21 protein-coding genes are annotated in these 26,415 nt (G+C 60.9%); 14 read left to right on the top strand and 7 right to left on the bottom strand.

Translation table 11 applies throughout. From position 1 onward, the window contains the following. Window positions 1-9: 9 nt before the first annotated feature. Complete coding sequence (locus ACWKWE_RS06735) at window positions 10-624, bottom strand: NAD(P)H-dependent oxidoreductase (RefSeq protein ID WP_166596660.1); 615 nt, start codon at window positions 622-624, stop codon at window positions 10-12. Further along, window positions 617-2,011, bottom strand: coding sequence for a class II fumarate hydratase (locus ACWKWE_RS06730; protein ID WP_483850064.1), 1,395 nt, complete (start codon window positions 2,009-2,011; stop codon window positions 617-619). The genes ACWKWE_RS06735 and ACWKWE_RS06730 overlap by 8 nt, the downstream gene beginning before the upstream one ends. A gap of 263 nt (window positions 2,012-2,274) precedes the next feature. On the opposite strand from ACWKWE_RS06730, the gene ACWKWE_RS06725 reads away from it, so the two are divergent. The 7 genes from ACWKWE_RS06725 to ACWKWE_RS06695 all read left to right on the top strand — a co-directional run bounded on the left by ACWKWE_RS06725 (window position 2,275) and on the right by ACWKWE_RS06695 (window position 10,378). Then, a complete protein-coding gene (locus ACWKWE_RS06725; protein WP_166596662.1) occupies window positions 2,275-2,817 on the top strand; it encodes a DUF2059 domain-containing protein in 543 nt (180 codons plus the stop codon). A gap of 12 nt (window positions 2,818-2,829) precedes the next feature. After that, window positions 2,830-3,126 (top strand): BolA family protein, encoded by a 297-nt coding sequence (locus ACWKWE_RS06720; protein ID WP_166596663.1) that lies wholly within the window; start codon window positions 2,830-2,832, stop codon window positions 3,124-3,126. Window positions 3,127-3,361: 235 nt separating this feature from the next. Next, window positions 3,362-4,333: an oxygen-dependent tRNA uridine(34) hydroxylase TrhO gene (gene trhO / locus ACWKWE_RS06715; RefSeq protein WP_166596664.1), complete on the top strand. Its 972-nt coding sequence runs from the start codon at window positions 3,362-3,364 to the stop codon at window positions 4,331-4,333. Between the two features lie 37 nt (window positions 4,334-4,370). Beyond that, window positions 4,371-4,973, top strand: coding sequence for a DsbA family protein (locus ACWKWE_RS06710; protein WP_166596796.1), 603 nt, complete (start codon window positions 4,371-4,373; stop codon window positions 4,971-4,973). Window positions 4,974-5,016: 43 nt separating this feature from the next. Further along, a complete protein-coding gene (locus ACWKWE_RS06705) occupies window positions 5,017-6,804 on the top strand; it encodes an ABC transporter ATP-binding protein (RefSeq protein ID WP_483850462.1) in 1,788 nt (595 codons plus the stop codon). A 274-nt stretch (window positions 6,805-7,078) separates the two neighbouring features. After that, a complete protein-coding gene (locus ACWKWE_RS06700) occupies window positions 7,079-9,544 on the top strand; it encodes an EAL domain-containing protein (protein ID WP_483850063.1) in 2,466 nt (821 codons plus the stop codon). Window positions 9,545-9,580: 36 nt separating this feature from the next. Continuing rightward, window positions 9,581-10,378, top strand: coding sequence for an iron-containing redox enzyme family protein (locus ACWKWE_RS06695; protein WP_166596666.1), 798 nt, complete (start codon window positions 9,581-9,583; stop codon window positions 10,376-10,378). A 6-nt stretch (window positions 10,379-10,384) separates the two neighbouring features. On the opposite strand, the gene ACWKWE_RS06690 is transcribed toward ACWKWE_RS06695, so the two are convergent. From ACWKWE_RS06690 to ACWKWE_RS06670, 5 genes are all read right to left on the bottom strand, one after another. After that, window positions 10,385-11,311, bottom strand: a complete 927-nt coding sequence (locus ACWKWE_RS06690; RefSeq protein WP_166596667.1) for a GGDEF domain-containing protein — start codon at window positions 11,309-11,311, stop codon at window positions 10,385-10,387. A 370-nt stretch (window positions 11,312-11,681) separates the two neighbouring features. Continuing rightward, the gene (locus ACWKWE_RS06685; RefSeq protein WP_483850062.1) at window positions 11,682-12,428 is read right to left on the bottom strand and encodes a YciK family oxidoreductase; all 747 of its coding nucleotides are present in this window, start codon (window positions 12,426-12,428) and stop codon (window positions 11,682-11,684) included. 258 nt (window positions 12,429-12,686) lie between these two features. After that, window positions 12,687-13,358 (bottom strand): N-acetylmuramic acid 6-phosphate phosphatase MupP, encoded by a 672-nt coding sequence (gene mupP / locus ACWKWE_RS06680; RefSeq protein ID WP_166596669.1) that lies wholly within the window; start codon window positions 13,356-13,358, stop codon window positions 12,687-12,689. A 3-nt stretch (window positions 13,359-13,361) separates the two neighbouring features. Beyond that, window positions 13,362-14,060, bottom strand: coding sequence for a bifunctional 2-polyprenyl-6-hydroxyphenol methylase/3-demethylubiquinol 3-O-methyltransferase UbiG (ubiG, locus tag ACWKWE_RS06675; RefSeq protein WP_166596670.1), 699 nt, complete (start codon window positions 14,058-14,060; stop codon window positions 13,362-13,364). An 80-nt stretch (window positions 14,061-14,140) separates the two neighbouring features. Further along, window positions 14,141-15,469 (bottom strand): TRZ/ATZ family hydrolase, encoded by a 1,329-nt coding sequence (locus ACWKWE_RS06670; protein ID WP_483850061.1) that lies wholly within the window; start codon window positions 15,467-15,469, stop codon window positions 14,141-14,143. A 228-nt stretch (window positions 15,470-15,697) separates the two neighbouring features. Here ACWKWE_RS06670 and mtnA point away from each other — a divergent pair, with 228 nt between their 5' ends. The 7 genes from mtnA to cmk all read left to right on the top strand — a co-directional run bounded on the left by mtnA (window position 15,698) and on the right by cmk (window position 26,369). Further along, window positions 15,698-16,774, top strand: coding sequence for an S-methyl-5-thioribose-1-phosphate isomerase (mtnA, locus tag ACWKWE_RS06665; protein WP_483850060.1), 1,077 nt, complete (start codon window positions 15,698-15,700; stop codon window positions 16,772-16,774). A gap of 305 nt (window positions 16,775-17,079) precedes the next feature. Further along, complete coding sequence (gene gyrA / locus ACWKWE_RS06660; protein WP_483850059.1) at window positions 17,080-19,893, top strand: DNA gyrase subunit A; 2,814 nt, start codon at window positions 17,080-17,082, stop codon at window positions 19,891-19,893. Window positions 19,894-20,004: 111 nt separating this feature from the next. Continuing rightward, complete coding sequence (gene serC / locus ACWKWE_RS06655) at window positions 20,005-21,090, top strand: 3-phosphoserine/phosphohydroxythreonine transaminase (protein WP_483850058.1); 1,086 nt, start codon at window positions 20,005-20,007, stop codon at window positions 21,088-21,090. After that, window positions 21,090-22,184: a prephenate dehydratase gene (pheA, locus tag ACWKWE_RS06650; RefSeq protein WP_166596675.1), complete on the top strand. Its 1,095-nt coding sequence runs from the start codon at window positions 21,090-21,092 to the stop codon at window positions 22,182-22,184. The genes serC and pheA overlap by 1 nt, the downstream gene beginning before the upstream one ends. A gap of 138 nt (window positions 22,185-22,322) precedes the next feature. Next, window positions 22,323-23,435, top strand: coding sequence for a histidinol-phosphate transaminase (hisC, locus tag ACWKWE_RS06645; RefSeq protein ID WP_483850057.1), 1,113 nt, complete (start codon window positions 22,323-22,325; stop codon window positions 23,433-23,435). Window positions 23,436-23,475: 40 nt separating this feature from the next. Next, complete coding sequence (locus ACWKWE_RS06640; RefSeq protein WP_256665304.1) at window positions 23,476-25,683, top strand: bifunctional prephenate dehydrogenase/3-phosphoshikimate 1-carboxyvinyltransferase; 2,208 nt, start codon at window positions 23,476-23,478, stop codon at window positions 25,681-25,683. Next, window positions 25,680-26,369: a (d)CMP kinase gene (gene cmk / locus ACWKWE_RS06635; protein WP_166596678.1), complete on the top strand. Its 690-nt coding sequence runs from the start codon at window positions 25,680-25,682 to the stop codon at window positions 26,367-26,369. The genes ACWKWE_RS06640 and cmk overlap by 4 nt, the downstream gene beginning before the upstream one ends. Window positions 26,370-26,415 lie beyond the last annotated feature (46 nt).

Raw genomic sequence — 26,415 nt, 5'->3', positions numbered from 1 at the left:
AAAACACCCTCAGCGCTTACCCAACGCCTCGGCCTGATGAATCCACTGCTGGCGTTGTTCTTCCGTTGCCGTCCTGACCGGCGAAAACTCCGTCAAGCGCGTGGTCTTGATCCCGCAGAATTCCAGAATCGCGTGCTTGATCTGACGATGGGCAGGCGCCTTGAACACCCAGCGGAAGTACCGCGAAGGCGTGTCCAGCGTCACTAGCATTTCTGCGGTTCGGCCCTTGAGCAGTTCGTTGGACGGGTGATGACGGCCGTGGGCTTTGAACGCGAAACCGGGCATGAACACGCGCTCGAAGAAGCCGCTCAGCAGGCTCGGCAGCCCGCCCCACCAGACCGGGTAGACGAACACCAGATGCTGCGCCCAGTGAATCTCGCGCTGGGCTTCCAGCAGGTCGTGTTCCAGTGTCTGGCTGGATGCATAACCGTTGTGCAGCGTCGGATCGAAGTCCAGTTCTTCCAGCTTCAGCACCCGCACCACGTGGCCTTGGCTGCGTGCGCCCTGGGCGTATGCATCGCCCAGAGCGTGGCAGAGGCTGGCGGTCTTCGGCGAACCGATGACCATCAGGATGCGTTTGCCATAGCCCTCCAGTGGCGTGGCGCCGCTGATCGGCTCAGCCATTACTGCCGGCCTCCAGCATCTTCTCGGGACGTACCCACGCGTCGAACTCGGCGTCGGTGAGGAACCCCAACTGCAAGGCCGCTTCGCGCAAGGTCAAACCTTCGCTGTACGCCTTCTTGGCGATCTGCGCCGACTTGTCGTAGCCGATGTGCGGATTCAGCGCCGTCACCAGCATCAGGCCGCGTTCCAGGTGCTCGGCCATTTTGCCTGCGTCCGGCTCCATGCCTGCGATGCAATGCTCGTTGAAGTTGCGGCAGCCATCGCCCAGCAGGCGGATCGATTGCAGCAGGTTGTGGATGATCACCGGCTTGAACACGTTCAGTTGCAGGTGACCCTGACTCGCCGCGAACGAGATGGTGGTGTCGTTGCCCATCACCTGACAGGCCAGCATCGACAGCGCTTCGCACTGGGTCGGGTTGACCTTGCCCGGCATGATCGAACTGCCCGGTTCATTGGCGGGCAGCTTGACCTCGGCCAGACCGGCGCGCGGGCCCGAACCGAGCAGGCGCAGGTCGTTGGCGATTTTCATCAGCGTCACGGCGAGGGTTTTCAGCGCGCCAGAGAGGGCCGTCAGTGGCTCATGCCCCGCCAGTGCAGCGAACTTGTTCGGTGCCGTCACGAACGGCAGGCCTGACAGCGCGGCCAGCTCGGCGGCAACCGCTTCGGCAAAACCGTGAGGCGAGTTCAGACCGGTGCCGACGGCGGTGCCACCTTGTGCCAATTCGCAGACAGCGGGGAGGGCGGCGCGAATGCTTTTCTCCGCGTATTCCAATTGCGCGACATAGGCTGATAACTCTTGGCCGAAGGTGATCGGCGTGGCGTCCATCATGTGGGTGCGACCGGTTTTCACCAGCTTCATGTGGCGCGAGGACTGCTCGGAGATGCCTGCAGACAGCTCGGCAATCGCGGGCAGCAACTGCTCTTTGACGGCCTGCGCGGCGGCGATGTGCATGGCCGTCGGGAAACAGTCGTTGGAGCTTTGCGAGCGGTTGACGTGATCGTTGGGGTGCACCGGCGATTTGCCGCCGCGACCCTTGCCGGACAGCTCGTTGGCGCGCCCGGCGATCACTTCGTTGACGTTCATGTTGCTTTGCGTGCCGCTGCCGGTCTGCCACACCACCAGCGGGAACTGGTCGTCCAGCTTGCCGCCCAGTACTTCGTCGGCGGACTGTTCGATGAGGCGGGCGATGTCGGCGGGCAAGTCGCCATTGCGGTCATTGACCCGCGCAGCGGCTTTCTTGATCAGCGCCAACGCGTGCAGGACCGGCAATGGCATGCGCTCCTGACCAATGGCGAAATTGATCAGCGAACGTTGGGTTTGCGCCCCCCAGTAAGCGTCTTCAGGGACTTCGATCGGACCTATGCTATCGGTTTCGGTACGGCTCACTGGACTCACTCCTTAAGATCGAAATAGCGCAGTTTAGTACCCCGCAGCCCGGTTCGGTTCCCGCTAACGGCTGCGCGGCAAGGACAAGAGTGGTCAGTGTGCGACAAAAGGGCGAGCGGGGTCGTGTGAAACCTTTGCTGCCTTCGATTGTCGTGCGGAGCCTATTCGACCGCTCGTAGCGCCGGGGGTTGAGCGCAGCACGGAAAGGGGCGCAGAATGTGCGGCCTTGGGGTTCAGCCTCGCCTGCTAGATAAGGAAACTCGATGACCCGTCTTCGCGCCATCTGTGCTGCGGTCGCTCTGGTATGTGCCAGCGGCCAGGCTCTTGCTGCCACCGCCAGCCACGAGGCCAGTGCTGTTGCGTTCCTCAAACTGGCTCACGCCGATCAGTTGGGTGCGCCGATCTACATGCAAGCGCAGCAAATGTTCGCCCAGCGTTTCGCCGAAACCAAAGCGCCAGATTCCAAGAAAGCCGTGCTGGAAAAATACCAGGCCCAGGCCAACGCCGCGCTGGACAAGGCCATTGGCTGGGACAAGCTGCAGCCTGACATGGTCAAGCTCTACACCGACAACTTCAGCGAGCAAGAGCTGAAAGATCTGGTGGCCTTCTATCAGTCGCCGCTGGGCAAGAAAGTCCAGGCCAAGATGCCGCAGATCAGCCAGCAATCGTTCCAGATGACCCAGGACAAGCTGCAACCGGCCGTGCCTGTGGTGACCGGTCTGCTGGAGTCCATGACCAAGGAACTGGTGCCCGCCGGTGCAGCCGGCAAGGGTACCGCCCCGGCAGCCCCTGCCAAGAAGCCATAAGCGAAGCCTGACATGAGCATGCAACAGCGAATCGAATCCGCGTTGACGGTCTTTCAGCCCGAGTACCTCCAGGTGCTCAATGAAAGCCACATGCACAGTCGCGGCACGGACACTCACTACAAGGCCGTGGTGGTCAGCGAGCAGTTCGCTGGCCTCAACGCCGTCAAGCGCCACCAGAAGGTCTACGGCCTGCTCGGTGGCCTGATGGGTGAGTTCCATGCCTTGGCGCTGCACACCTACACCCCGGAAGAGTGGGCAAAAATCGGCGCTGCGCCTGCGTCGCCGACCTGTGCCGGGGGGCATGATTGATTTCCCGTTTCGAGCGATGATCACCGCACTCATCGCGGTAGTTCGGGCAATCCTGATGCCTTGCATGCCTTCGCCGCTCGTTATTGACCTGCATCAATTCCCCACCGATCACCCGCCCTGTCTGCTGACCTCTGATTTTTGCTAGAATCCGCGCCGCGTTGCCCGGTCGGCACGTGTTCATCTGAATTTTTTATCCGGTAGGCCCTTTGCGAGGGTCACCACCTGGAGACGCAACATGACCCAAACCGCACCCATCGTCGTCGCGGCGCTGTACAAATTCGTCACCCTCTCGGACTACGTCGAACTGCGTGAGCCCCTGCTTAACGCCATGGTCGACAACGGCATCAAGGGCACCCTGCTGATTGCCGAAGAAGGCATCAACGGCACCGTTTCCGGCAGCCGTGAAGGCATCGACGGCCTGCTGGCCTGGCTCAAGAACGACCCGCGCATGATCGACATCGACCACAAAGAGTCGTACTGCGACGAGCAGCCGTTCTACCGCACCAAGGTCAAGCTCAAGAAAGAGATCGTGACTTTGGGCGTCGAAGGCGTCGACCCGAACAAGGCCGTGGGCACCTATGTCGAGCCGCAGGACTGGAATGCACTGATCGCTGACCCTGAAGTGCTGCTGATCGACACCCGCAACGACTACGAAGTGTCCATCGGCACCTTCGAAGGCGCCATCGACCCGAAGACCACGAGCTTTCGCGAGTTCCCGGAGTACATCAAGGCGAACTTCGATCCTTCGAAACACAAGAAGGTCGCGATGTTCTGCACCGGCGGCATTCGCTGTGAAAAGGCCTCCAGCTACATGCTCGGCGAGGGGTTCGAAGAGGTTTATCACCTCAAGGGCGGTATCCTCAAATACCTCGAAGAAGTCCCGCAGGAAGAAAGTCAGTGGCGCGGCGACTGCTTCGTGTTCGACAATCGCGTGACCGTGCGCCATGACCTGACCGAAGGTGACTACGATCAGTGCCATGCCTGCCGCACCCCGATCAGCGCCGAAGACCGCGCCAGCGAGCACTACTCGCCCGGTGTCAGCTGCCCGCATTGCTGGGACACGCTGAGCGAGAAGACCCGCCGCAGCGCCATTGACCGGCAGAAGCAGATCGAGCTGGCGAAGGCGCGCAATCAGCCGCACCCGATCGGCCGCAACTACCGTCTGCTGGACGCGCAGCCTGACGAAACGCAAACGAACGAGGCCTGATCCCATGAACACCCGCCTGCTTTATGTAATGGACCCGATGTGCTCCTGGTGCTGGGGCTTTGCCCCCGTGGCCGAGGCCCTGGTCGAGCAGGCGAGTGCGGCCGGGGTGCCGTTGCATCTGGTGGTGGGCGGTTTGCGCACCGGCAGCGGCGCGGCCCTTGAGCCGACCACCAAGCGTTACATTCTCGAACACTGGCACGCGGTGCAGGACACCACGGGCCAAACCTTCAAATTTGAAGATGCCTTGCCGGACGGGTTCGTTTACGACACAGAACCGGCCTGTCGCGCCATCGTCGCAGCACGCAGCCTGGCCCCCGACATCGCGTGGAAACTGGTGAAAGAAATTCAGCAGGCGTTTTACCTGCAAGGCCGCGACACGACCAGCGCCTCGGTGCTGGCCGAGCTGGCTGAAAACGCCGGGCTGCCTCGCATTGAATTCGCCGAGGCCTTCGACAGCGCCGAACAGCACGCCGCGACGGCCTCGGATTTTTCGTGGGTACAAGACCTCGGCATCGCCGGGTTCCCGACCCTGCTGGCCGAGCGTGACGGCCAGCTCGCGTTGCTGACCAACGGCTATCAACCTCTGGAGACACTGGCGCCATTGCTCAGCCGTTGGCTGGAGCGCGCCACCCGTGCGTGATGACGTCGAGATAGAACGCCCACTGCCCACCGCCGAGAACCCGCTGGCTCAGGTCGATCGCCTCGACTGGGCGCAGATCCGCGCACTCGCGCTGCATCACAAGAAAGCCTTGTGGATCGCCAATGGCGTGGCCGTCCTGGCGGTGCTGTGTTCGGTGCCGATCCCTCTCTTGCTGCCGTTGCTGGTGGACGAAGTCCTGCTGAGCAAGGGCGATGCCGCGTTGCTGTTCATGCAGCGCTTCCTGCCGGACAGCCTGCACAAACCGGTGGGTTACATCGGGCTGATGCTGGTCGCCACGCTGTGCCTGCGGCTCGGGGCGCTGGTGTTCAACGTGATTCAGGCGCGCTCGTTCGCCGGGCTGGCCAAGGATATCGTCTATCGCATTCGCGTTCGCCTCATCGAACGTTTGAAGCGGATTTCCCTTGGCGAATACGAAAGCCTCGGCAGCGGCACGGTGACGGCGCATCTGGTGACCGACCTGGACACGCTGGACAAATTCGTCGGCGAAACCCTGAGCAAATTCCTCGTCGCCATGCTCACGTTGACCGGTACCGCCGCGATTCTGGTGTGGATGCACTGGCAACTGGCCTTGTTGATTCTGTTGTTCAATCCGTTGGTGATTTTCGCCACGGTCAAACTGGGCAAGCGGGTCAAACACCTCAAGAAGCTGGAAAACGACAGCACCTCGCGCTTCACCCAGGCGTTGACCGAAACCCTCGATGCCATTCAGGAAATCCGAGCGGGCAATCGCCAGGGCTATTTCCTCGGCTTGCTCGGTGAGCGTGCCCGCGAAGTGCGGGACTATGCCGTTTCTTCGCAGTGGAAAAGTGATGCGTCGAGCCGTGCCAGCGGGCTGTTGTTTCAGTTCGGCATCGACATTTTCCGCGCCGCCGCGATGCTCACGGTGCTGTTTTCCGACCTGTCGATCGGCCACATGCTCGCGGTGTTCAGCTACCTGTGGTTCATGATCGGGCCGGTGGAGCAACTGCTGAACCTGCAATATGCGTTTTACGCGGCAGGCGGCGCGCTGACCCGGATCAACGAATTGCTCGCCCGAGCCGACCAACCGCAGTACGAGGGCGTTGTGAACCCGTTCGCGGGGCGCGACACCGTCAGTATCGATGTTCACGGTGTGTGCTTTGGCTACAACGAAGAGCGCGTGCTGGACCAACTCGACCTGTCCATCCAGCCTGGCGAAAAAGTCGCCATCGTCGGCGCCAGTGGTGGAGGCAAAAGCACATTGGTGCAGCTGTTGCTGGGGCTTTACAGTCCGCAATCCGGGACGATCCGCTTTGGCGGCGCACGCCTCGAAGACATTGGCCTGGAAACGGTGCGTGAAAACGTCGCCATCGTGCTGCAACACCCGGCGCTGTTCAACGATACGGTCCGCGCCAACCTCTCAATGGGCCGCGAGCGCACCGACGAGGCCTGTTGGCAAGCGCTGGGAATTGCGCAACTGGACGCCACGATTCGCGCCTTGCCGCTCGGGCTGGACAGCGTCGTCGGGCGTTCCGGCGTGCGGCTGTCCGGTGGGCAACGGCAGCGACTGGCCATTGCTCGCATGGTGCTGGCCGACCCCAAGGTGGTCATTCTCGACGAAGCCACCTCAGCGTTGGACGCGGCGACCGAGTACAACCTTCATCAAGCCCTGAACCGCTTCCTCAGCGGTCGTACGACGCTCATCATTGCCCACCGTCTGTCTGCCGTTAAGCAAGCCGATCGAGTATTAGTCTTCGACGGTGGTCGAATTGCTGAAGACGGCGACCACCAGCAGCTCATTGCCGATGGCGGCCTCTATGCACGGCTGTATGGGCACCTGCAACAGCTCTGATACAGCTGGTCGGTTTTTCTCACATGTTGTCTCAAATGGCGTATCGCCACTGGAACACGTCAATTCTTAGGCTACGCTTGAGCGCTGTGTTCAATGAAAATGTGAAAAGCGTCATATTTACGTCTCTCGCTTCTCCGAGTGCTGCTTAAGCGGCTATCTTGAAGAGGCGAGAGTTGACCGCTGCATCGTGGAAAATTAGCCGAGTCTCTTGAGCTTCAGGCAGGCGCCTGGGCCGGGGAAGTGAGTATCTGGCAGTGCTGATGAAAGGGACACCATGAAGCAAAAGCGGATTCTCGAGAAGCCCCGTCTTCTGGGCATCGTTTGGCCATTTATCGCTGTGGTGCTGTTACAGGCGCTCTTGGGTTGCGTCAGCCTTTATATGATGTCAGCGGTGCGCAGCTACGTGGGTGGAGAGAGTCTCTGGTCCAAAGGGCAAAAGGACGCCATTTATTACCTGAACCTCTACGCCAACAGCCGCGACGAACTCAATTATCAGAAATACCAGAAAGCCATCGCCATTCCCCAGGGCGGCCACGACCTGCGGGTGGCGATGGACCAACCCGAACCGGACATCGCTCGCGCCAACGCGGGGATTCTGCAGGGTGGTAACCATCCCGACGACGCTCAGGGCATCATCTGGCTCTACCTGAATTTCCGCCATTTCAGCTACCTGGAAAAAGCCATCGACCTGTGGAAGATCGGCGATGGTTATCTGGTGCAACTGGATGAAGTCGCCCATGAAATGCACGGGCGCATTGTCGATGGCAGTGCCACCAACGCCGACGTGATGGAGTGGCGACACCGGATCAACGCCATCAACGAGGGCGTCACCCCGGCCGCGATGGCGTTCAGCGATGCCCTCGGAGAGGGTTCGCGGGTCATCTTGCGGATTCTGGTGGTTGTCAACCTGACCACCGCGATTTTCCTGATTCTGCTCGCGCTCCTGCGCACTCATAAATTGCTGGAACAACGCCACGCGTTTGCCCTTGCTTTGCAAACCGAGAAGGAGCGCGCGCAAATTACGCTGGAGTCCATTGGCGACGGGGTTATCACCACCGATGTCGACGGGTCCATTGCTTACATGAACCCCGCCGCCGAACAAATGACGCACTGGAAGACCGGGCAGGCCACCGGTCTGCCGCTGGCCGCGCTTTTCAACCTGATCGATGAGAACGACCAAAAGGAGAGCGCGACGCTCATCGACCACATTCTCAGCGGCAAATTGGGGGGCGGCAGCGAAAACGCCAAATTGATCCAGCGTCTGGACGGCAGCACGGTCTCGGTCGCGCTGGTGGGCTCGCCGATTCGCACGGAGGGCAAAGTCAGCGGCGCCGTGCTGGTCTTGCACGACATGACCCAGGAGCGGCAGTACATCGCCAACCTGTCGTGGCAGGCCACTCATGATGCCTTGACCGGCCTGGCCAACCGTCGCGAATTCGAGTACCGGCTGGAGCTGGCGTTAAGCGGTCTCGGGCATCATCCAGGCAATCATGCCGTGATGTTCCTCGATCTGGATCAGTTCAAGCTGGTCAACGACACCAGCGGCCACGCAGCGGGCGACGAATTGCTCAGGCACATCTGCGCATTGCTGCAACAGGGGATTCGCGAAGGCGACACGTTGGCGCGGCTGGGCGGTGACGAGTTCGGCATTCTGCTGGAGCATTGCGCGCCCGACGCGGCGGAGCGAATCGCTGAAGGCCTGCGTCAGACCGTGGAAAGCCTGCACTTTGTGTGGAAGGGGCGTCCGTTCGTGACCACCGTCAGCGTGGGGATGGTGCACATTTCCGACACGCCTACGACCCTGGAAGCCTCGCTGCGCTCCGCCGACATGGCGTGCTACATGGCCAAGGAAAAAGGCCGGAACCGGGTGCAGGTGTATCACGACGACGATTCGGAGCTTTCCACGCGCTTTGGTGAAATGGCCTGGATTCAACGCCTGCACATGGCACTGGACGACAACCGTTTCTGCCTGTACTCGCAGGAAATTGCGCCGTTAAGCCGAGAGGCGGCCCATGGCAATGGCCACGTAGAGATCCTGCTCCGGTTGCGTGACGAATCGGGTCGCCTGATCCTGCCCGACAATTTCATCCCTGCTGCCGAGCGCTACGGCATGATGACCACCCTGGATCGCTGGGTGGTGCAGAACGTTTTCAAGATCATCTCCCAGTGTTTGAGTGACAATCACCGCAAGGGCCCGATGGCCGTCTGTGCAATCAATTTGTCCGGCACCAGTATTGGCGATGATGCCTTCCTCGAATATTTGCGACAGCAGTTCCAAATCTACGCAATTCCTCCTGAACTTATCTGTTTCGAGATCACCGAAACCAGTGCGATCGCCAATTTGGGCAGTGCTATTCGGTTTATTAACGAACTCAAAAGTCTGGGATGCCGCTTTTCTCTGGATGACTTCTGTGCAGGCATGTCGTCATTCGCTTACTTGAAGCATTTGCCTGTGGATTTCTTGAAGATTGATGGCAGTTTCGTAAAAGACATGCTCGACGATCCGGTCAACCGGGCGATGGTGGAAGTGATCAACCATATCGGGCACGTGATGGGCAAACAGACGATCGCTGAGTTCGTCGAAAGCCCCCAGATAGAGCAGGCGTTATTGGAAATCGGTGTGGACTACGCTCAGGGGTACGTTATCGAGCGACCGCAATTATTCACCTGTGAATGTCTGCACGCACGGCCCGCGAGGCAGACCCCAATGTTATTCAGCGCACCCGGGACATTTCGCTGAATAACCCGATGCAACACAAACATAAGGAGCTACACAGTGATCGATATGTTCATTAGAACCGGTCCGCTGATGGATGCCAGCAGTTACCCCGCTTGGGCACAGCAATTGATCGAGGATTGCAGTGACGCCAAGGCACGCGTGGTAGGGCATGAACTTTATCAACGTATGCGAGATGGTCAGCTGAGTTCGAAGACCATGCGCCAGTATTTGATTGGCGGATGGCCTGTCGTTGAACAGTTTGCGGTTTACATGGCGCATAACCTGACCAAAACCCGTTTCGCCCGTCATCCCGGCGAAGACATGGCGCGTCGCTGGTTGATGCGCAATATTCGGGTTGAACTCAATCATGCCGATTACTGGGTAAATTGGAGCGCGGCCCATGGGGTCACGCTGGAGGACCTGCAAGCGCAGCGCGTTCCGTCGGAGTTGCACGCACTGAATCACTGGTGCTGGCACAGCTGTTCGTCGGAGCCGCTGGTCGTCGCGATCGCAGCGACTAACTATGCCATCGAAGGCGCGACCGGTGAGTGGTCTGCTGTCGTATGTTCACAAGAGACATACGCAGATTTGTTCCCGCCGGAGTTGCGAAAGCGCGCGATGAAGTGGCTGAAAATGCACGCTCAATATGACGATTCCCACCCTTGGGAAGCCCTGGAAATCATTTGTACGCTGGCCGGCAATCACCCCAGCGAGCAATTGCAGGCGGACCTCAGGATGGCGATCTGCAAGAGTTATGAGTACATGTACCTGTTCCTGGAACGGTGCATGGTGTTGGAACGGCCGCAGGAAGCGAAAGCCCCCGCGTTCGATCGCCGGTTCGCTGTTCGCGCCTGAGCCTGATCAGCCAGCCATTTCGAGGCGATTGCGGCCCTGGCGTTTTGCAGCGTACAGGGCCGTGTCAGCCCGACGCACCAGGCTGTCGGTGGATTCCCCCGGCAGCAGCGTCGAGCAGCCCAGGCTGACGGTCAGTTCCACCGGGCTTCCATTGACCGGATACGTGAGTTGCAGTGCCGCATGACGCAGGCGTTCGCCTACCAGTGCGGCTGACTCACGACCGGTATTGGTCAGCACGATCAGAAATTCTTCCCCGCCAAATCTGAACACTTGATCGATGTTGCGCAGGCGGTCCTTGATCGCATCCGCGACCGCTCTCAGGACTTCATCACCTGTGGCATGGCCATGGGTATCGTTGATGCCTTTGAAATGATCGATGTCCAGCATCAGCACCGAGAGGGGTTGCTGCTGACGTCGGGCTATTTCGATTTCCCGGGTCAGAGACTGCTCCATCGCAATCCGGTTGCCCGCGCCCGTCAGCGGGTCGCGCAGAGCACTCAGGCTGGCGTTGCGATACAGCAGAGCGTTACGCAGCGGGTACAGCAGGCTGGTCAGCAGCGATTCAAGCTGGGCCAGTTCGTCTTCGCTGAAACGTTGATCCCGCTGAAACGCCAACTCGCCCATCTGCTCGCCTTCATACGTCATGCGGTAGCTGGCGTTGTGCCGTGCCCGCTCACCGAACTCCAGACGCAGGTCCGTGCCCAGGTGCTTGTAGATGAGCGCGTCGAGGGGGATGACTTGGCTCACGTTGTGAAAAAACATCGAGAGAATCTTGTCTGCTTCGAGGCTGGTCTGTAGTTGCAGGGCCAGGCGACGTTGCAGCTGGTCATAGTCCAGAAGCGGCTGCGCAGGCGTCTGCGCGTGCGAGAACCCAAAGCGTTGCAGCCTTGCACTGTCAAAATCGATGGCATTGGTTCTTGTTGGAAAACTCATGTTTTCGCTCCTGCGCCTCTCATCGGGCCTGACGTTGACAGAGCGAAAGTCATGCCAATTCGAACGTTCAGTCGGATCATCATAGAAATCAGACGGTTAGCGTCAAGGGGGGCTGATGGACAGCTCACTCGCGCCTTGGAATTGACTAACGTACCGGATCACAGGCCGAGGGACTACAAAGAGGCGACGGAAAACCGCCGAGAGGAGGGTTGGCAACGAGCCGACCGCGCGGACTCAGGTTGGCATCGGGACTTTCTGTGGGAGCGAAATCATTCGCGAAGGGTAGGCCAGCCGAAGCATCTCTATCGGCTGGTCTATTTTTCGCGAATGAATTCGCTCCCACAGGGGGGCGGCAGCCCGTAGCTGATGGCTATTTCGTCTGCGCATCGAACGCCTGGCCATTGATCCCCGAACTGTCCGGCCCCATCAGGTACAGGTATACCGGCATGATCTCTTCAGGCGCCGGGTTGTTCAGCGGGTTTTCCGCAGGATACGCCTGTGCGCGCATGTCGGTGCGGGTGCCGCCGGGGTTGATGCTGTTGGCGCGCACCGAGGCCACGTCTTCCAGCTCGTCAGCCAGGGTCTGCATCAGCCCTTCGGTAGCGAACTTCGATACGCCATAGGCGCCCCAATACGCACGGCCTTTGCGCCCGACGCTGCTGGAGGTGAACACCACCGAGGCGTCCTGAGACAGTTTGAGCAAGGGCAGCAGCGCAGCAGTGAGCATGAACATTGCGTTGACGTTGATGTGCATCACCCGCATGAAATGTTCGCCGGACAACTGTTCGACGGGCGTGCGCGGGCCAATGATCGACGCGTTGTGCAGCAGGCCATCGAGGTGTCCGAATTCGGTTTCGATCATCGCCGCCAGTTCGTCGTACTGATGGGGCAGGGCGGTTTCCAGATCGAAGGGAATCACGGCAGGTTGAGGATGGCCTGCGGCTTCGATCTCATCGTAAATAGCGGTCAGGTTCGCTTCGGTCTTGCCCAGCAGCAACACCGTCGCACCATGGGCCGCATAGGTTTTCGCGGCAGCAGCCCCGATGCCACGGCCCGCGCCGGTGACCAGAATGATGCGGTCCTTGAGCAGCTCGGGGCGGGCGGAGTAATTGAACATAAGGGGCCTCGCTTTGGGTATGTCCTTGAAGTGTGGGCGCCGCAGTCTGCTTCTGCCGAAGGCGTAGGAGCAAGCTTGCTCGCGATCGGCTGCGCAGCAGTCGTAAAATCTGACACCTCGATTGTGTCAGATGTACGGCATCCGCTGGTTTTGCTGCCGCTTCGGTCGGACGCGACCCCGGGCAGATCGCAGGCAAGCCAGCTCCCACGCCCTCCGGGCAGAATCAAAAGCGGTTCGCGCGAATGCACGTTACGGCCGTCAGCAACTGCACAACGCATTGTCCAGCACCCGCCGCAATTCCAGCGGGTGATCCACCACCACGTCCGCGCCCCAGTGGTCGGGGTTGTCGTGGGGATGAATATAGCCGTAGCGCACAGCCGCCGTTTTGGTGCCCGCGTCGCGGCCCGACTCGATGTCGCGCAAATCATCGCCCACGAACAGCACGCTCGCCGGGTCCAGATCGAGCATCTTGCAGGCCAGCAGCAACGGCTCGGGGTCCGGCTTGCTCTTGGTCACGTGGTCCGGGCAAATCAGCACCGCAGAGCGTCCGCTGAGCCCCAACTGATCCATGATCGGCTGCGCGAAACGCACCGGCTTGTTGGTCACCACGCCCCAGATCAGCTTGGCTTTTTCGATGTCGGCCAACAATTCGGCCATGCCGTCGAACAACCGGCTGTGGACGGCGCAATCCTTCTGATAGCGCTCCAGAAACTCCAGGCGCAGCGCCTCGAATTCCGGCTCATTCGGCGACATCGCAAACGCCGCCGCGACCATGGCCTTGGCGCCGCCCGAGATTTCATCACGAATCAGCTTGTCTTCGACCGGCGGAAATCCACGCTCGGCGCGCATCGCCTGACAGATCGCGATGAAGTCCGGTGCGGTGTCGAGCAGCGTGCCGTCCATGTCGAAGAGAACCGCTCTCAGGCGCATGACTCAGGCCCCCTTCAGCGTCTGGATCATGTAGTTGACGTCGACGTCCGAGGCCAGTTTGTAGTGCTTGGTCAGTGGGTTATAGGTCAGGCCGATGATGTCCTTCACCTCCAGACCCGCCTGACGGCTCCATGCGCCCAGCTCGGAAGGACGGATGAATTTCTTGAAGTCATGGGTGCCGCGAGGCAGCAGGTTCATGATGTATTCCGCCCCGATGATTGCGAACAGGTACGCCTTCGGGTTGCGGTTGATGGTGGAGAAAAACACCTGGCCGCCCGGCTTGACCATCTTGTAGCAGGCGCGAATCACCGAGGACGGATCGGGCACGTGCTCCAGCATTTCGAGACAGGTCACGACATCGAATTGCTCGGGCATTTCTTCAGCCAGGGCTTCGGCAGTGATCTGGCGGTATTCGACGCTGACGCCGGATTCCAGCTGATGCAACTGGGCAACTGCCAGCGGCGCTTCGCCCATGTCGATGCCGGTTACCGTGGCGCCGCGCAGGGCCATCGCCTCGCTGAGAATGCCGCCGCCACAACCGACGTCCAGCACCTTCTTGCCCGCCAGACTGACGCGCTCGTCGATCCAGTTCACCCGCAGCGGGTTGATGTCGTGCAGTGGCTTGAACTCGCTGTTGCGGTCCCACCAGCGATGGGCCAGCGCTTCAAATTTGGCGATTTCGGCGTGGTCGACGTTGCTCATGTGTGATCCCTCTAAAACGTGAAATTCGGTGCCGATCATGGCGCGTGGCCCTGATCGTGAAAAAAGCTGTGCGCCCGTCGTCAGCCCTTGGCGGCGATGCGGTTGCCCCAGGCCTTGGCGGTCCTGATCAGCGCGTCTTCGTCCATGCGTGTCAGGCGCTTGTCTTGCAGCAATTGTTTGCCGCCGACCCACACGTGGGTCACGCAATCCCGCCCACTGGCGTAGATCAACTGGGACACCGGGTCGTACACCGGCTGCTGCGCCAGACCCGACAGGTCAAACGCGGTCATGTCCGCTGCCTTGCCGAGTTGCAGCGACCCGGTCTGGTCTTCGATGCCCAGGGCGCGTGCGCCGTTCAATGTCGCCATGCGCAGCGCCCGGTGGGCATCCAGCGCCGTGGCGGAACCGGCGACGGCCTTGGCCAGCAAGGCGGCGGTACGGGTTTCGCTGAGCAAATCCAGATCGTTATTGCTGGCCGCGCCGTCGGTGCCGATCGCCACGTTGACGCCCGCTTGCCATAGCCGCTCGACCGGACAAAAGCCACTGGCCAGCTTCATGTTCGACTCGGGGCAGTGAATCACGCTGGAATTGGTTTCTACCAGCATGGCCAGGTCGTCATCGCTGATCTGGGTCATGTGCACGGCTTGAAAACGCGGGCCCAGCAGGCCCAGGCGATGCAGCCGCGCCAATGGCCGCTCATTGCGTTGTTGAACAGCCTCGCTGACTTCAGAGGCGGTTTCATGAACGTGCATGTGAATGGCAGCGTCCAGTTCGTCGGCGATAACCCGGATTTTTTCCAGGTTTTCATCGCTGACCGTGTAAGGCGCGTGCGGCCCCATGGCGATCCGGATGCGGTCGTGATGGGCCATGTCGTTGAACAGTTCGATGCCGATGTGCAGCGCTTCATCAGGATTGCGGGCACCGGGTATCGGGAAGTCCAGCACCGGCACCGTGATCTGTGCGCGAATGCCACTGTTGTGCACGCGTTCGGCGGCGACTTTCGGGAAGAAATACATGTCAGAGAAGCACGTGATGCCGCCCTTGAGCTGCTCGGCGATGGCGATGTCGGTGCCATCGCGCACGAAGTCTTCGTCGACCCACTTGCCTTCCGCGGGCCAGATATGGTCCTGCAGCCAGGTCATCAGCGGCAGGTCGTCGGCCAGCCCACGAAAGAGCGTCATGGCGGCGTGGCCGTGGGCGTTGATCAGGCCGGGGCTGAGCAGCATGCCGGGGAGCTCGCGCACTTCCCGTGCGTTTTGCCGCAAGGCTTCGGCCTTGGGGCCGATATACGCGATGAGGCCGTCACGAATGCCGATTCCGTGTTGTGGCAACACGACGCCAGCGGGTTCGACCGGCACCAGCCAGTCCGGCAGGAGCAATAGGTCGAGCGGGGCAGCGGAATCAGGCATGGGAACGGGCTTCCAGTGGCGCAATACAGGGACGGCGAAGTATACCCGAGCGTCTTGGCGGGCGGCTCGCTATAATCGGCGGCTTTTTCAGCTGCTGGCCTTTTGATTTCTGGCATCCGAAACAAATTGTGGGAGCGAGCGAGCTCGCGAAAGCCAAGGTTCGATCACCGCAATGATTCGAATGTTCTGAGCGCCCTGGTCTTCAAAATTCATCATGTGGGGTGTGCAATGCGCGATCAGTTACTGGCCGCAGAAAAGGTCAAGGCCATCGAGTGGCGGGATGGCACGCTGTACCTGCTGGACCAGCGCGTGCTGCCCTTCGAGCAGACGTGGCTGGCCTATCACACCGCTGAAGGGGTCGCCGAAGCCATCCGCAGCATGGTCGTGCGCGGCGCGCCGGCCATCGGCATCGCGGCAGCCTATGGCCTGGTTCTTGGTGTGTTCGAGCGCTACGCCCAGGGCGGCCATTGGCAAATGGCGCTGGAAGAGGATTTCGATCTACTGGTCAACGCCCGACCCACGGCCGTCAATTTGTTCTGGGCGCTGAATCGCATGCGCGAGCGCTTGTATCGGATCAAAGAGGGTGATGACCCGCGTCCGGCCATGGAAGCTGAGGCGGCAGCGATTCACCTCAGCGACCGTGAAGCCAACCTGACCATGGCGCAGCTCGGCGTGGACCTGATTCGCAAGCATCAGGGCAACCTGCAAACCGTGCTGACCCACTGCAACGCCGGCGCGCTGGCAACGGGCGGATTCGGCACGGCCCTCGGCGTGATTCGCGCTGCCTATATAGAAGGCATGATTGAGCGCGTGTACGCCGACGAGACCCGCCCCTGGCTGCAAGGCTCGCGCCTGACGGCCTGGGAGTTGGCCAACGAAGGCATCCCGGTGACCGTGACCGTTGATTCGGCCGCTGCGCACCTGATGAAAACCAAGGGTCTGACCTGGGTCATCGTCGGCGCCGACCGCATCACCGCCAATGGGGACGTCGCGAACAAGATCGGCACCTATCAATTGGCCGTCGCGGCAATGCACCACGGCGTGCGTTTCATGGTGGTCGCGCCGAGTTCGACCATCGACTTGAACCTCGCCACCGGTGAAGACATTCCCCTCGAAGAGCGCGACGGCAGCGAGATTCTGAACGTGGGCGGCCAGCGCCTCGGCGCCGAGGTCGACGCGTTCAATCCGGTGTTCGACGTGACGCCTGCGGACCTGATCGACGCCATCGTGACTGAAAAAGGCATCGTCGAACGTCCTGACACGGCAAAAATGGCCCAGCTGATGTGCCGTAAACGCTTGCATTGATCACTTTGTCGCAGGCGCTACCGGCCAGCCGGGTCAGCACTAAAGGGGCCTGTGAGCGCTTCTCAGGCCGCTGATGGCGAAATGGCGTGTTTGCGAGGCGCTCAAATGCTGCGTGTCCGATGACGATTGTGGTAACATCCGGCGGTTTCCAAGGGGGCGCATTGCGGCTCCCTTCACTGCGCAAATCCATGGCTTAACTCGCTGATTTGTCGTAAGTCGTCGCCAGGCAATCGCCGGCGGCGGCGAGCTTCGTTCATCCCGGATGGATGTGCGAGGTTTCACCAGAAAAAGGAATCGAGCTTCTCATGGGCGAACTGGCCAAAGAAATCCTACCGGTCAATATCGAAGACGAGCTGAAGCAGTCTTACCTCGACTACGCGATGAGCGTCATCGTCGGACGAGCTCTGCCCGATGCGCGCGACGGCTTGAAGCCCGTGCACCGGCGTGTACTGTACGCAATGAGCGAACTGGGTAACGACTGGAACAAGCCGTACAAGAAATCCGCCCGTGTGGTCGGTGACGTCATCGGTAAGTATCACCCTCACGGTGACACTGCGGTCTACGACACCATCGTACGTATGGCCCAGCCTTTCTCCCTGCGCTACCTGCTGGTAGACGGTCAGGGCAACTTCGGTTCGGTGGACGGCGACAACGCCGCGGCCATGCGATACACCGAAGTGCGCATGACCAAGCTGGCCCACGAACTGCTGGCGGACCTGCACAAGGAAACCGTCGACTGGGTGCCCAACTACGACGGCACCGAACAGATCCCGGCGGTCATGCCGACCCGTATTCCCAACCTGCTGGTCAACGGCTCCAGCGGTATTGCCGTGGGCATGGCGACCAACATTCCGCCGCACAACCTCGGCGAAGTCATCGACGGTTGCCTGGCGCTGATCGACAACGGCGACCTGACCGTTGACGAACTGATGCAGTACATTCCCGGCCCTGACTTCCCGACAGCGGGCATCATCAACGGCCGTGCCGGTATCGTCGAAGCCTACAAGACCGGTCGTGGCCGTATTTACATGCGCGCCCGCTCCCTCGTCGAAGACATCGACAAGGTTGGCGGTCGCCAGCAGATCGTCATCACCGAGCTGCCGTACCAGTTGAACAAGGCGCGTCTGATCGAGAAGATCGCCGAGCTGGTGAAAGAGAAGAAGCTCGAAGGCATCACCGAACTGCGCGATGAGTCCGACAAGGACGGCATGCGCGTGGTCATCGAGCTGCGTCGCGGCGAAGTGCCTGAGGTCATCCTCAACAACCTCTACGCCCAGACCCAGCTGCAAAGCGTATTCGGCATCAACATCGTTGCGCTGATCGACGGCCGTCCACGGATCCTCAACCTGAAGGACCTGCTGGAAGCCTTCATTCGTCACCGCCGCGAAGTCGTCACCCGTCGCACCGTGTTCGAACTGCGCAAAGCTCGCGAGCGTGGCCACATCCTCGAAGGTCAGGCCGTTGCCCTGTCGAACATCGACCCGGTCATCGAACTGATCAAAGCGTCGCCGACCCCCGCCGAAGCGAAGGAAGGCCTGATCAACACGCCGTGGGAATCGAGCGCCGTGGTCGAGATGGTCGAGCGCGCAGGCGCCGAATCGTCCCGCCCGGAAAACCTCGACCCGCAATACGGGCTGCGTGACGGCAAGTATTTCCTGTCGCCGGAACAGGCTCAGGCCATTCTGGAACTGCGTCTGCACCGTCTGACCGGTCTGGAACACGAAAAACTGCTGACCGAGTATCAGGAAATCCTGACTCAGATCGGCGAGCTGATCCGCATCCTCAACAGCTCCACGCGCCTGATGGAAGTCATCCGCGAAGAGCTGGAACTGATCCGTGCCGAATATGGCGATGTCCGCCGCACCGAGATTCTCGATGCGCGTCTGGACCTGACCCTGGGCGACATGATTCCGGAAGAAGAGCGCGTCGTGACCATCTCCCACGGTGGTTATGCGAAGACTCAACCGCTGGCCGTCTATCAGGCTCAGCGTCGCGGCGGCAAAGGCAAATCGGCTACCGGCGTCAAGGATGAGGACTACATCGCTCACCTGCTGGTCGCCAACAGCCACACCACGCTGCTGATGTTCTCCAGCAAGGGCAAGGTGTACTGGCTCAAGACCTACGAGATTCCGGAAGCGTCCCGCGCGGCCCGTGGTCGTCCGCTGGTCAACCTGCTGCCGTTGAGCGAAGGCGAATACATCACCACCATGCTGCCGGTCGATCTGGAAGCCATGCGCAAGCAGGCTGACGAAGAAGAGGCCGAAGGCGTGGAAACCGATGTCGAAGACATCGAGAACAGCAACGAGACCGAAGAAGAGCGCAAGGCGCGTATCAAGGCCGCAGACAAGAAGAAGGCCCCGTTCATCTTCATGTCCACCGCCAACGGTACGGTCAAGAAGACCCCGCTGGTGGCGTTCAGCCGTCAGCGCAGCGTCGGTCTGATCGCGCTGGAGCTGGACGAAGGCGACATCCTGATTTCCGCAGCCATCACCGACGGAGAGCAGGAAATCATGCTGTTCTCCGACGGCGGCAAGGTCACCCGCTTCAAGGAATCCGACGTTCGCGCCATGGGCCGTACGGCCCGCGGTGTACGTGGCATGCGCCTGGCCGAAGGGCAGAAGCTGATTTCCATGCTGATCCCGGAAGAAGGCAGCGAGATTCTCACCGCCTCTGAACGTGGCTACGGCAAGCGCACGGCAATCACTGAGTTCCCTGAATACAAGCGTGGCGGTCAGGGCGTTATCGCCATGGTCAGCAACGAGCGTAACGGCCGCCTGGTCGGCGCGGTTCAGGTGCAGGACGGCGAAGAGATCATGCTGATTTCCGACCAGGGCACCCTGGTTCGTACCCGTGTCGACGAAGTGTCAAGTCTGGGCCGTAACACCCAGGGCGTGACCCTGATCAAGCTGGCGAAAGACGAGAAACTGGTCGGCCTGGAGCGTGTTCAGGAGCCGTCCGAAGTCGAAGGTGAAGGGCTCGAAGGCGAAGAGCTGGAAGGCGAAGCGTTGGACGGCGACGTGCTGGATGGCGAGCTTGCCAACCTGTCCGAGGCTGACGCTGACGAATCGGCCAGCGATCTGCAAGCCGATGCTGCTTCCGATGAAGAACCGCAGGACTGATAGACGTTGTACTTGAGGGCCCTTGCAGGGCCCTCTTGGCTTTGGCCAGCCCTTGCGCAACACGCCTGGTGGCCAGGCCGTTTCGAATTCTACGAGTTGACGAGAGTGGATATGAGCAAGCGAGCCTTTAACTTCTGCGCCGGCCCTGCCGCGCTTCCTGATGCTGTTCTGCAACGCGCCCAGGCTGAAATGCTGGATTGGCACGGCAAGGGCTTGTCAGTGATGGAGATGAGTCATCGCAGCGACGACTACACCGCCATCGCCGAAAAAGCCGAACAAGACCTGCGCGAGCTGCTGTCCGTCCCCTCCAACTACAAAATCCTCTTCCTGCAAGGTGGCGCGAGCCAGCAATTCGCTGAGATTCCGCTGAACCTGCTGCCGGAAAACGGCACGGCCGATTACATCGAAACCGGCATCTGGTCGAAAAAGGCCATTGAAGAAGCCCGTCGGTTCGGCAACGTCAACGTTGCGGCCAGCGCCAAGCCGTTCGACTACCTGGCGATTCCTGGCCAGAACGAATGGAACCTGACCAAAAACGCCGCTTATGTTCACTATGCTTCCAACGAAACCATTGGCGGCCTGCAGTTTGACTGGGTGCCTGAGACTGGCGACGTTCCGCTGGTGGTCGACATGTCTTCGGACATCCTGTCGCGCCCGATCGACGTGTCTCAGTTCGGCTTGATCTACGCCGGTGCCCAGAAAAATATCGGCCCGAGCGGCCTGGTGGTGGTGATCGTTCGCGAAGACCTGCTGGGTCGCGCCCGCAGCAGTTGCCCGACGATGCTCGATTACAAGATTTCCGCCGACAACGGCTCGATGTACAACACCCCGGCCACCTATTCCTGGTACTTGTCGGGCCTCGTCTTCGAGTGGCTGAAAGAGCAGGGCGGTGTTGATGCGATCGAGAAGCGCAATCGGGCGAAGAAAGACCGTCTGTACGGTTTCATCGATGCCAGCGATTTCTACACCAACCCGATCAGCCACAACGCCCGTTCGTGGATGAACGTGCCGTTCCGTCTGGCGGACGAGCGTCTGGACAAGGCGTTCCTGGCCGGTGCCGAAGAGCGTGCGCTGCTCAACCTCAAGGGTCACCGTTCGGTGGGCGGCATGCGCGCCTCGATCTATAACGCCCTGGGCCTGGACGCCGTCGAAGCGCTGGTGGCCTACATGGCTGAATTCGAGAAGGAACACGGCTGATGTCTGAACAAGAACTCAAGGCGCTGCGCGTCCGCATCGACAGCCTGGACGAAAAGGTTCTGGAGCTGATCAGCGAACGTGCTCGCTGCGCGCAGGAAGTGGCGCGTGTGAAAATGGCCAGCCTGGCAGAGGGCGAGGAGCCGGTGTTCTACCGCCCCGAGCGTGAAGCCGCTGTGTTGAAGCGCGTCATGGAGCGCAACCGTGGCCCGCTGAGCAACGAAGAGATGGCGCGGCTGTTCCGCGAAATCATGTCGTCCTGCCTGGCGCTGGAGCAGCCGCTCAAGGTCGCGTATCTCGGGCCTGAAGGCACGTTTACGCAGGCGGCGGCGCTGAAACACTTCGGCCATGCCGTGATCAGCAAGCCGATGGCGGCCATCGATGAAGTGTTCCGTGAAGTGGCCGCCGGTGCGGTCAATTTCGGCGTAGTGCCGGTGGAAAACTCCACCGAAGGCGCGGTCAACCACACGCTGGACAGCTTCCTCGAACACGACATGGTCATCTGTGGCGAAGTCGAGTTGCGCATTCACCATCACTTGCTGGTGGGCGAAAACACCAAGACCGACAGCATCAGCCGCATTTATTCCCACGCTCAGTCGCTGGCCCAGTGCCGCAAGTGGCTGGACGCGCATTACCCGAATGTCGAGCGTGTCGCGGTTTCCAGCAACGCCGAAGCCGCCAAGCGCGTGAAGGGCGAGTGGAATTCCGCGGCCATCGCGGGTGATATGTCTGCGGGCCTGTACAACCTCACGCGCATCGCCGAGAAGATCGAAGACCGCCCGGACAATTCGACGCGCTTCCTGATGATCGGCAACCAGGAAGTGCCGCCGACCGGCGACGACAAAACGTCGATCATCGTGTCGATGAGCAACAAGCCGGGTGCGCTGCATGAGTTGCTGGTGCCTTTCCATGAAAACGGCATCGACCTGACCCGTATCGAGACCCGGCCTTCGCGCAGCGGTAAATGGACCTACGTGTTCTTCATCGATTTCGTCGGCCATCACCGGGACCCGCTGATAAAGGCTGTGCTGGAGCGGATCAGCCAGGAAGCCGTGGCGCTTAAAGTGCTGGGTTCCTATCCGAAAGCCGTTCTCTAAGCGGCGCTGATCGCACACGATTTCTGTAGCAGCCCGGCTTGTCGGCGGTGACGGACTTGAAATCGCCACCGTCTCTGCGCCGGGTTGCCTCGGCCTGAGACTGCGCGATTGTTGTTTTACTAAGAGGTAATGCGGTAAATGAGCGGCGACTTCCTCGCGCTGGCGCAGGCCGGTGTGCAAAAACTATCGCCTTACGTTCCCGGCAAGCCGGTGGACGAACTGGCGCGTGAACTGGATATCGATCCGGCTCGCATCATCAAACTGGCCAGTAACGAAAACCCGCTGGGCGGCAGTCCGAAAGCGCTGACAGCGATTCGTGAAGCGCTGGCCGAGCTGACCCGTTACCCCGATGGCAACGGCTTTGACCTCAAGCAGTTGCTGGCCGAGCGTTGCGGTGTCAAACCCAATCAAGTGACGCTGGGCAACGGCTCCAACGACATCCTCGAAATCGTCGCCCGTGCCTACCTGGCTCCCGGCCTGAACGCGGTGTTCAGCGAACACGCCTTCGCGATCTACCCGATTGTCACCCAGGCCGTCGGTGCCGATGCCCGCGTGGCAAAAGCCAAGGATTGGGGGCATGACCTCCCGGCCATGCTCGCCGCCATCGACAGCAATACCCGAGTGGTCTTCATCGCTAACCCGAACAACCCGACCGGCACCTGGTTTGGCCCGCAGGCGCTGGCCGATTTTCTCGCCGCCGTACCCGACGACGTGCTGGTGGTGCTGGACGAGGCCTACATCGAGTACGCCTCGGGCACTGAGTTGCCGGACGGCCTGAGTTTCCTGGCCGACTACCCGAACCTGCTGGTGTCGCGGACGTTTTCCAAGGCTTACGGCCTCGCGTCCTTGCGTGTGGGCTACGGCCTGTCTTCGCCGGTCGTGGCCGACATACTGAACCGTGTTCGTCAGCCGTTCAACGTCAACAGCCTCGCGCTGGTCGGAGCCTGTGCCGCGCTGGACGATGTGGCGTTCGTTGCAGAGAGTCGTCGTCTGAATGAAGCCGGCATGCAGCAACTGGAAGACGGTCTGCGCCAAATGGGCCTGGGCTGGATTCCATCCAGAGCCAACTTCATCGCGGTCGATCTGGGCCGTGAAGCAGGCTCGGTTTATGAAGGTCTGCTGCGCGAGGGTGTGATCGTGCGCCCGGTCGCGGGTTACGGCATGCCCCACCATCTGCGCGTCAGCATTGGTCTGCCCGCCGAGAACACCCGCTTCCTTGAAGCCTTGAGCAAGGTTCTGGCGCGTGGTTGATGTCATGTCGGATGTCACGGCAGTGCAATCGACTGCGCCTATGATCGGCCGCCTGGTGGTGGTCGGGCTCGGTTTGATCGGGGGGTCGTTCGCCAAAGGTTTGAAAGAAAGCGGCCTGTGTCGCGAGGTGGTGGGCGTCGATCTCGACCCGCAATCGCGCAAGCTGGCCGTCGAACTGGGTGTCGTCGATCGCTGTGAAGACAATCTTGCTGCTGCCTGCATCGGTGCCGATGTTATTCAATTGGCCGTGCCGATCCTGGCGATGGAAAAACTGCTGGGCGTACTCGCGACCCTCGACCTCGGTGATGCCGTGCTGACCGACGTGGGCAGCGCCAAAGGCAATGTCGTGCGCGCCGCTCGCGAGGTGTTCGGCGCGATGCCTGCGCGTTTTGTGCCGGGCCACCCGATTGCCGGGTCCGAGCAGAGCGGTGTCGAGGCCTCGAATGCCCAGCTGTTCCGTCGTCACAAGGTCATCCTCACCCCGCTGCCCGAAACCGATCCCGCTGCGTTGGCGCTGGTTGACCGGATGTGGTCGGCGTTGGGGGCTGACGTTGAGCACATGCAGGTCGAGCGGCACGACGAAGTCCTCGCGGCGACCAGCCATCTGCCACATTTGCTGGCCTTTGGTCTGGTGGATTCGTTGGCCAAGCGCAACGAAAACCTGGAAATCTTCCGCTACGCAGCGGGCGGTTTCCGCGACTTCACCCGAATCGCGGGCAGTGATCCGGTCATGTGGCACGACATCTTCCTCGCCAACCGCGAGGCCGTGCTGCGCACCCTGGACACTTTCCGTCATGACCTCGATGCTTTGCGAGACGCCGTGGATGCGGGCGACGGCCATCAACTGCTCGGCGTATTCACCCGTGCTCGCGTGGCCCGCGAACATTTCGGCAAGATCCTCGCACGCCGTGCTTATGTCGAGAAAGTGGCTGCGGATGACCTGACGTTTGTGGCTCAGCCGGGCGGCAGCGTGCGTGGCCAGATCCGCGTGCCGGGCGACAAATCGATTTCCCATCGCGCAATCATGCTGGGTTCCCTCGCCGAAGGCACCACGGAAGTCGAAGGCTTCCTCGAAGGCGAAGACGCGTTGGCTACGTTGCAGGCCTTCCGCGACATGGGTGTGGTCATTGAAGGCCCGCACCATGGGCGTTTGACCATTCACGGTGTCGGCCTCAACGGGCTGAAGCCTGCGCCGGGTCCTATCTATCTCGGCAATTCCGGCACCTCGATGCGCCTGCTTTCCGGCTTGCTGGCGGCGCAGCGTTTCGACAGCGTGCTGACGGGCGACGCATCGTTGTCCAAACGTCCGATGGGGCGGATTGCTGAGCCGTTGCGGGAAATGGGTGCCGTGATCGACACCGCCGCTGACGGTCGCCCGCCGCTGACCATTCGCGGCGGCCAATCGTTGAAAGGCATCTCTTACGTGATGCCGATGGCCAGCGCGCAGGTCAAATCCTGTCTGTTGTTGGCCGGCTTGTATGCCAGCGGCACGACGACCGTCACTGAGCCTGCGCCCACCCGTGACCACACTGAGCGTATGCTGCGTGGCTTTGGTTATCCGGTTTCAGGTAATGGTGCGACAGCGTCGGTCGAAGCGGGCAGTACGCTCAAGGCGACCCGCATCGAAGTGCCCGCCGATATTTCGTCTGCTGCGTTCTTTCTGGTCGCTGCGTCGATTGCCGAAGGCTCTGACCTGTTGCTCGAACACGTGGGCGTCAACCCGACGCGCACTGGCGTGATCGACATCTTGCGGCTGATGGGTGCCGACATTTCCGTGCACAACCTGCGTGAAGTCGGCGGCGAACCGGTGGCCGATCTGCGGGTCCGTTACGCGGCACTCAAGGGCATCGTAATTCCCGAGGCGCTGGTGCCGCTGGCCATTGACGAATTTCCGGTGATCTTCGTCGCGGCTGCCTGTGCGCAGGGGCGTACGGTGTTGCGCGGGGCGCAGGAATTGCGCGTCAAGGAATCCGACCGCATCCAGGTCATGGCCGAAGGTCTGGCCGCCTTGGGTGTGCGGGTTGAACCGACCGCCGATGGCCTCATTATTGAAGGTAGCAAGATCGGCGGCGGTGAAGTCAACGGTCATGGTGATCATCGTATTGCCATGGCTTTCAGTATCGCGTCGTTGCGCGCGTCAGCCCCGATTCGTATCCGGGACTGCGCCAATGTGGCGACTTCTTTCCCCAATTTCCTGGCGCTCTGCGGCCAGGTGGGTATTCGTGTAGCGCAAGAGGGGCAATCGTGAAAGCTCAAGCTCCGGTCATTACGATCGACGGACCAAGCGGTTCCGGAAAAGGAACAGTAGCCGGTCTGCTGGCCAAGCGTCTGGGTTGGTGCTTGCTGGATTCAGGCGCTCTGTATCGTCTACTGGCATTTGCGGCCCGCAATCATGGGGTCGATCTGACCAACGAAGAAGCGCTCAAGCTGCTGGCGGCGCACCTGGACGTGCAATTCGAGGCCGCGACCGGCGATCACGGTCAGCGCATCATTCTCGAAGGCGAAGAAGTGACTCTGGCGATCCGCAACGAGCAGATTGGCAGTGGCGCCTCGCAGGTGGCTTCGCTGCCCGCGGTGCGTGAAGCGCTGCTCCAGCGCCAGCGTGCGTTTCAGGAGTTTCCGGGCCTGATCGCCGATGGCCGCGACATGGGCACGGTGGTCTTTCCCGCCGCGCCGCTGAAGATTTTCCTGACGGCCAGTGCCGAAGAGCGTGCCCGTCGCCGATATTTGCAGTTGAAGGCGAAAGGGGACGATGTTAGTCTGTCGAGTCTGCTAGATGAGATACGTGTCCGCGACGAGCGCGACACCCAGCGAGCGGTAGCCCCGCTCAAACCGGCGCATGACGCCATCCAGCTGGATTCCACCGAATTGTCCATCGAGCAGGTGCTGGAACGCATCCTGAGTGAAGTCGCGCTTCGCGATCTCGCTGGATGACCAAGGAGCCATGTGGGAGACCAGTCACAGTCCCGCAGGCTTCCTT

This window comes from Pseudomonas salicis, assembly GCF_057128705.1.
Note: the sequence above shows the minus strand (reverse complement) of the source record. Positions and strands in the feature narration are given on the sequence as shown.